The organism is Rhodoferax sp. (assembly GCF_034519335.1).
GTDB lineage: Bacteria > Pseudomonadota > Gammaproteobacteria > Burkholderiales > Burkholderiaceae_C > Allorhodoferax.
In genome coordinates this window covers 50,523-57,450 of sequence record NZ_JAXHOL010000007.1, presented here as the reverse complement: position 1 = coordinate 57,450, position 6,928 = coordinate 50,523, and the positions used below count along the sequence as shown (strand labels likewise).

Genomic DNA, 6,928 nt, shown 5'->3' with positions numbered 1-6,928 from the left:
TCTTTTCCCCGGCAAGCGAGAGCGCGCGGGCCAAGCACCGCTTCGAAGTGGCCGACTGGCACGGCCAGCAACGTGCCCAGCGCGAGCGCATCGAGTTTTACGACCTGCGCGTGAAAGAGTGCTCCAAGCGGCTGGAGCGCGAGTTCAAGGCGGGGGCGCAGGCCATGGAGGTCTGGCAGCAGATCAAGCTGCACTACATCGGGCTGCTGGTGGACCACCACCAGCCAGAGCTGGCCGAGACCTTCTTCAACTCGGTCACCACCAAGATCCTGCACCGCAGCTATTTCCAGAACAATTTCATCTTTGTGCGCCCCGCGGTCAGCACCGAGTACATCGAGAACTTGGCCTCCGCCGGCCGCCCCAGCCACCGCCCCACCTACCGCTGCTACTACCCCACGCAAGACGACCTGCAGCAACAGCTGGTGCGCATGGTGCAGGACTTTGACCTGCGGGCGCCGTTTGAGGATCTGACGCGCGACGCCGCACGTGTGCGGGGGGTGATGCAAGCCCAGCTGGGCGACGTCAAGCTGCGCGCCAACTTTCAGGTGCAGGTGCTTACTGGGCTGTTCTTCCGCAACAAGGGTTGCTACATCATCGGCAAGCTCATCAACGGCTTTTACGAGCATGGTTTTGCACTGCCCGTGTTGCACGGCCGCGGTGGCCTTCGCATCGATGCGGCGCTGTTCGGCGAAGACGATCTGCTGCGCCTCTTCAGCTTTGCGCGAGCCTACTTCATGGTGGACATGGAGATTCCCAGCGCCTACGTGCAGTTCCTGCGCAGCATGATGCCGCGCAAGCCGCGCAACGAGCTCTACAACGCGTTGGGGCTGGCCAAGCAGGGCAAGACCTTGTTCTATCGCGACTTTTTGCACCACCTGCAGCACAGCACGGACCAGTTCCGCATCGCGGCTGGCATCAAGGGCATGGTCATGCTGGTGTTCGACCTGCCCAGCTACCCCTATGTGTTCAAGCTCATCAAGGACTTCTTTCCGCACCAGAAGGAAACCACGCGCGAGCAGGTGATGGCCAAGTACCAATTGGTGAAACACCACGACCGTGTCGGGCGCATGGCCGACACGCTGGACTATGGTGATGTGGCGTTTCCGCGCGAGCGCTTCAGTGACGAGCTGCTGGCGGAGCTGCAACAGTTTGCGCCCAGCCAGGTGGAGATCAGCGACCGCGACGCGGATGGCCGCACCGAAGTCATCATCAAGCATCTCTACATCGAGCGGCGCATGATCCCGCTGAATATGTATTTGCAGGAAGCCTTTGACGCGGGCGGCGCCGATCCTGCCAACACCAGCCCGGCCGCACTGCGCGCGCGCGAGCAGATCACCCGCGCTGTGATCGACTACGGCTACGCCATCAAGGACATGGTGGCTGCCAACATCTTTCCTGGCGACATGCTGTGGAAGAACTTCGGCATCACCCGCAACAGCCAGGTCGTGTTTTACGACTACGACGAGATCGAGTACCTCACCGCGTGCAACTTCCGCAAGGTGCCCGAGCCGCGCAATGAAGAAGAGGAAATGTCCAGCGAAATCTGGTACCGCGTCGGCCCGCACGACGTGTTCCCCGAGACCTTTGCCCCTTTCCTGCTGGGCAATCCGCTGGTGCGCGAAGTCTTTATGCAGTACCACGCCAACCTGCTCGATCCTGCGTTTTGGCAAACGCAGAAAGAGCGTATTGCCGCAGGGTATGTGCACGATGTGTTTCCCTATGAAAAGGGAAAGCGGTTTCCCCGTCACTCACATTCGGAGGCCTAGGTATGTGGAAGAGGTTTATAGGCGTCTGCGTCTTGGTCGCTCTGGCCGTCTTTCAGTCGGTAGCCGCGTATGCCCAGCCATCGACTGTCATCGATGTGCCGACACGTCCTGGCGTGACCGTGCGCTACCTGTGGCAATCTCCCCAGCAGCCCAAGGCGGTGGTGATTTTGATGGTGGGTGGCAACGGCGGGGTACGGCTGGGCGCCGACGGCAGCCTGGGTGGCATGGGCGGAAATTTTCTGGCCCGCAGCCGTGCACAGTTTGTTCAGCAGGGGCTGGCGGTGGCCTTGATGGATGCGCCATCCGACCGGCAGGTGGCGCCGTTTCTTGGCGGTTTTCGGCAAACACCAGAGCACATGGCAGATATCAAAGCCCTGATCGCAGACGTGCGTCAACGCAGTCAGCGTCCGGTCGCGCTGGTTGGAACCAGTCGTGGCACCCAGTCGGCCGCGGCTGCGGCGATTGCACTGTCGGATTCGGGTGGCCCCGATGCCTTGGTCCTCACGTCCACCATCCTCACCGACCCGCAGAGCCGCGCCGTGCCCAAGATGGCGCTCGAGCAATTGCGCATTCCGGTGCTGCTCATGCACCATCAGCAGGACGGGTGCAAGCATTGCGCATTCGCTGATTTGCCGGCGTTACGGGAAAAGCTGCCTGCAGACCATGCTGTTCGGCTCTACGAGGGCGGCAATAACGTAGGTGATCCTTGCGAGGCGATGGCCTTCCATGGGTTCAATGGTTTGGAAGCCCGGGTGGTTCAAGACCTGAGCACCTGGCTCATCGCCAAGCTCGCCCCCTGAAAAGCAGGGCACCGGGTTTCGCGTACACTCCGCGCTGCCCGGGGTGCGCAGTGGTTGCGCTGAGATGGATTCCAAACCCGTGAACTTGATCTGGTTCATACCAGCGTAAGAAGTGCAGAGCAGTGCCCCCCGGTCGTGTGCCGCGCGGGCGTTCGCTCACTCCAAGTTTTCGGGGGCCTATCGTTCTCTTCCTTCGGGCGTTAACCCGGAGATTTCCCAGTGAACGCACCCGACAAACTTGCCCAGTTCATCCGCCTCACGCGCGAACCGCTTCCCGCTTCCACCAAACGTTATCTGCAAGGCAGCCGGCCTGACATCCAGGTGCCGTTGCGCGAGATCATGCAGAGCAATGGCGAGGCCATCACGGTGTATGACACCTCCGGCCCCTACACCGATCCGCGTGCCGACATCGACGTGCGCAATGGCCTGCCGCTGGTGCGTGCCGGCTGGGTGGAAAGCCGGGGCGACACCGAGGCCTACGAAGGCCGCAAGCCCTTTGCGTTGGACGATGGCCTGAAGAACGGCGAGACCGATGCACTGGCCGCCCTGCGCGCCCAGGCCGCCGGCCTGCAACGCCAGCCGCGCCGCGCACGCAGCGGTGCCAACGTGACGCAGATGCACTACGCGAAGAAGGGCATCGTCACCCCCGAGATGGAGTACGTGGCGCTGCGCGAGAACCAAAACCTCGAATGGCAGGCGCAGTACCTGGGTAACGCCGAGCGCGAGCAGCGTCTGGCCGGCAACAGCTTTGGTGCCAGCATCCCCAAGATCGTGACGCCCGAGTTTGTGCGCGACGAAGTGGCGCGTGGCCGCGCCATCATCCCGGCCAACATCAACCACACCGAGCTGGAGCCCATGGCCATTGGCCGCAACTTTCTGGTGAAGATCAACGCCAACATCGGCAACTCGGCCGTCACGTCCAGCATCGAAGAGGAAGTGGAAAAACTGGTCTGGTCCATCCGCTGGGGCGCAGACACGGTGATGGACTTGTCCACCGGCAAGAACATCCACACCACGCGCGATTGGATCGTGCGCAACAGCCCCGTGCCCATCGGCACCGTGCCGATCTACCAGGCGCTGGAAAAAGTGGGCGGCATTGCCGAAGACCTGACCTGGGCCATCTTCCGCGACACATTGATTGAGCAAGCGGAGCAGGGCGTGGACTACTTCACGGTGCATGCCGGCGTGCGCCTGCCCTTCATCCACCTGACCGCCAACCGCGTGACTGGCATCGTTTCGCGCGGCGGCTCCATCATGGCCAAGTGGTGCATTGCCCACCACAAAGAGAATTTCATCTACACGCACTTCGACGAGATGACCGAGATCATGCGTGCCTACGACGTCAGCTATTCGCTGGGCGACGGCCTGCGCCCCGGCAGTGGTGCGGACGCGAACGACGAAGCGCAGTTTGCCGAGTTGCGCACGCTGGGTGAACTCACGCACAAGGCCTGGCAGCAGGACGTGCAGGTGATGATTGAAGGCCCCGGCCATGTGCCCATGCACATGGTGCAGGCCAACATGACCGAGCAGCTGAAGCACTGCGGCGAAGCCCCGTTCTACACACTCGGCCCGCTGACCACCGACATTGCGCCGGGCTACGACCACATCACCAGCGGCATTGGCGCGGCCATGATTGGCTGGTTCGGCACCGCCATGCTCTGCTACGTCACGCCCAAGGAACATCTGGGCCTGCCGGACCGCGAGGACGTGAGGGTCGGCATCATCACCTACAAAATTGCCGCCCACGTGGCCGATGTGGCCAAGGGCCACCCCGGTGTGCGGGCGCGGGATGATGCGTTGTCGAAAGCACGCTTTGAATTCCGTTGGATGGACCAGTTCAACCTCTCGCTGGACCCGGAAACCGCCAAGCAGTTCCACGACGAAACCCTGCCGGCCGAAGGTGCCAAGGTGGCGCACTTCTGCTCCATGTGCGGCCCCAAGTTCTGCAGCATGAAGATCACGCAGGAAGTGCGCGAATACGCCAAGAACCTGGGCGTGAGTGACGAGCAGGCGCTGCAAAGCGGCATGGACGTGATGTCCAACGAGTTCAAGAAGGTGGGCGGGGAAATCTACATTCCCATCGCCTTCGTGCCTGCGACGCCTGCTGACGCGATCTGACCATGCCAGCCATGCGCATAGGCATTGCTGGTGCGGGCGTGCTGGGGCGGCTGCTGGCCGTGCAGCTCAGCCGCGCGGGCCACGCCGTGCAGGTGTTCGACCCGGCCAGCGGCCCTGGCCCGCGCGCCGAATCCGGCTCGCAGGCCGCGGGCTGGACGGCCGCTGGCATGCTGAGCCCCGTGGCTGAGCTGGAGCGCGCGGGTGCCGAGGTTTTTGGCTTGGGCCTGCGCTCCTGCGTGCTGTGGCCGCAGATCGTGCTGGGCTTGGGCCAGCCGGTGGATCTGCGTATGCAAGGCAGCTTGCTGCTGGCGCACCGCAGCGATGCGGGCGCCGCGCAGCGCGTGGTGGGCCTGCTGCAGGCCAAGGCCGAGTCGGCCTACCAACCCCAGTCGTTGACGCTGGAGAAATTGCGCGAGCTTGAGCCCGCAGTGAGCGGCCCGGCGCTGGCCTGGCTACTACCCTGCGAGGGACAGATTCACCCCGTGCAAGCCCTGCAGGCCTTGGCCGCGCAAGGCACGGCGCAGGGTGTGGCGTGGCACTGGAATAGCTACGTGACGCACGTGAAAGCGGGTGCGTTGATGGTTACCTCCGCTCGCCCTGAGCTTGTCGAAGGGCTTCGACAAGCTCAGCCTGAGCGGGTTGGTTTCGACCACGTGTTCGACGTGCGCGGCGTGGGCGCCAAGCCCGCCGTGCCCGTGCGCGGTGTGCGCGGTGAGGTGTTCTGGCTGCACGCGCCCGGCGTGCCGCTGCACCGCCCGGTGCGCCTGCTGCACCCGCGCCACTCGGTCTACCTGGTGCCGCGGCCGGACGACATCATTGTGGTGGGCGCCAGCGAGATCGAGAGCGAAGACCGCTCCCCCGTGTCGCTGCGCAGCACGCTGGAACTGCTGAGCGCTGCCCATAGCGCCATCCCTGCACTGGCCGAGGCGCGCGTGGTCCACTTTGAGACCAACCTGCGCCCCGCGCTGCCCGACAACCTGCCCGCGCTGCGCCACGCACCGGGCCTCACCGTCATCAACGGCCTCTTCCGCCACGGCTGGCTCATCGCGCCGGCACTGGTAGAGCAGGCCCTGCAAGAGCTGGAACTATGAGCACCACCGACACCGCGCCGCACACCATCACCGTGGTGGTGAACGGCCAAGCCGAGAGCACCACCGCCCGCACCTTACAAGCCTGGGTCGACGCGCGCGGCGCGTTGCCCGCCGCACTGGCTACTGCTGTCAACGGCAACTTTGTGCCGCGCAGTCTGCGCGCGCAACAACCGCTGGCAGAAGGCGACACCATCCTCACCTTCCAACCCATAGAAGGAGGTTGAAACATGTTGAGCACACCAACAGACTGGGAGGCTGAGCGTTCTGCGCAGGTAAAGGAGGAGACCGCACAGCGGTCGGGGGACACGGAGCAGAACGCTCTGACTTCCAGGCTCTCCCCCAAACAGAGCGAATGGCAAATAGGCGGCCGTACCCTCACCAGCCGCTTCTTCCTAGGCACCGCCGCCTACCCATCCCCCCAAGTCCTGCAAGACGCCGTCGCCGCGTCCGGCGCCCAGGTCGTCACCATGGGCCTACGCCGCCAACTCAGCGCTGGCAGCGAGGCCGGCGACTTCTTTGCCCTCATCAAAGCCACCGGCGCCCACCTGCTGCCCAACACCGCCGGCTGCCACACCGCGCGCGAAGCCATCACCCTGGCCCACATGGCACGCGAGTTGTTCGATACGAAGTGGATCAAACTCGAAGTGGTCGGCGACGCCCACACCCTGCAGCCCGACCCCTTTGCACTGCTGGACGCGGCACGCCAGCTGGTCAGCGATGGCTTTGAAGTCTTTCCGTATTGCCTGGACGACCTCGTGAGCTGCCAGCGCCTGCTGGACGTGGGCTGCACCATCCTCATGCCCTGGGGTGCCCCCATCGGCTCCGGCCAGGGGCTGGTGAACCCCGGCGCGCTGCGCACCCTGCGCGCGCGCCTGCCCGGTGTGCCGCTCATCGTGGACGCGGGCATTGGTTCGCCGGCCGACGCCGTGCAGGCCATGGAGCTGGGGCTGGACGCAGTACTGCTGAACAGCGCAGTCGCCCACGCCATCGACCCCGTGCGCATGGCGCGTGCCTTCAGGCTTGGCATCGAGTCCGGCCGCCTGGCGTTCGAAGCCGGTGTCATGGCCCGCCAGGACATGGCCGTGGCATCCACCCCCGTGGCTGGCTATCCCATCTTGTTGTGAAATTGCTATGAAAAAAGAAGCTGCTTGCG

General features: G+C 64.1%; 6 protein-coding genes and 1 riboswitch. All 6 genes read left to right on the top strand.

Going from position 1 to position 6,928, the window contains the following annotated elements:
- On the top strand, positions 1-1,766 hold a 1,766-nt coding region (aceK, locus tag U5O12_RS05180; RefSeq protein WP_322577613.1), incomplete at its 5' end, for a bifunctional isocitrate dehydrogenase kinase/phosphatase.
- Between the two features lie 32 nt (positions 1,767-1,798).
- A complete protein-coding gene (locus U5O12_RS05175) occupies positions 1,799-2,566 on the top strand; it encodes an alpha/beta hydrolase (RefSeq protein WP_322577612.1) in 768 nt (255 codons plus the stop codon).
- Positions 2,567-2,595: 29 nt separating this feature from the next.
- Positions 2,596-2,696, top strand: a riboswitch (TPP riboswitch).
- An 89-nt stretch (positions 2,697-2,785) separates the two neighbouring features.
- Positions 2,786-4,684: a phosphomethylpyrimidine synthase ThiC gene (gene thiC / locus U5O12_RS05170; RefSeq protein WP_322577611.1), complete on the top strand. Its 1,899-nt coding sequence runs from the start codon at positions 2,786-2,788 to the stop codon at positions 4,682-4,684.
- 11 nt (positions 4,685-4,695) lie between these two features.
- Positions 4,696-5,775 (top strand): FAD-dependent oxidoreductase, encoded by a 1,080-nt coding sequence (locus U5O12_RS05165; protein ID WP_322577615.1) that lies wholly within the window; start codon positions 4,696-4,698, stop codon positions 5,773-5,775.
- Complete coding sequence (thiS, locus tag U5O12_RS05160) at positions 5,772-5,999, top strand: sulfur carrier protein ThiS (RefSeq protein WP_322577610.1); 228 nt, start codon at positions 5,772-5,774, stop codon at positions 5,997-5,999. Before U5O12_RS05165 ends, thiS begins: the two co-directional genes overlap by 4 nt.
- A 3-nt stretch (positions 6,000-6,002) precedes the next feature.
- A complete protein-coding gene (locus U5O12_RS05155; RefSeq protein ID WP_322577609.1) occupies positions 6,003-6,899 on the top strand; it encodes a thiazole synthase in 897 nt (298 codons plus the stop codon).
- Positions 6,900-6,928: the final 29 nt, after the last annotated feature.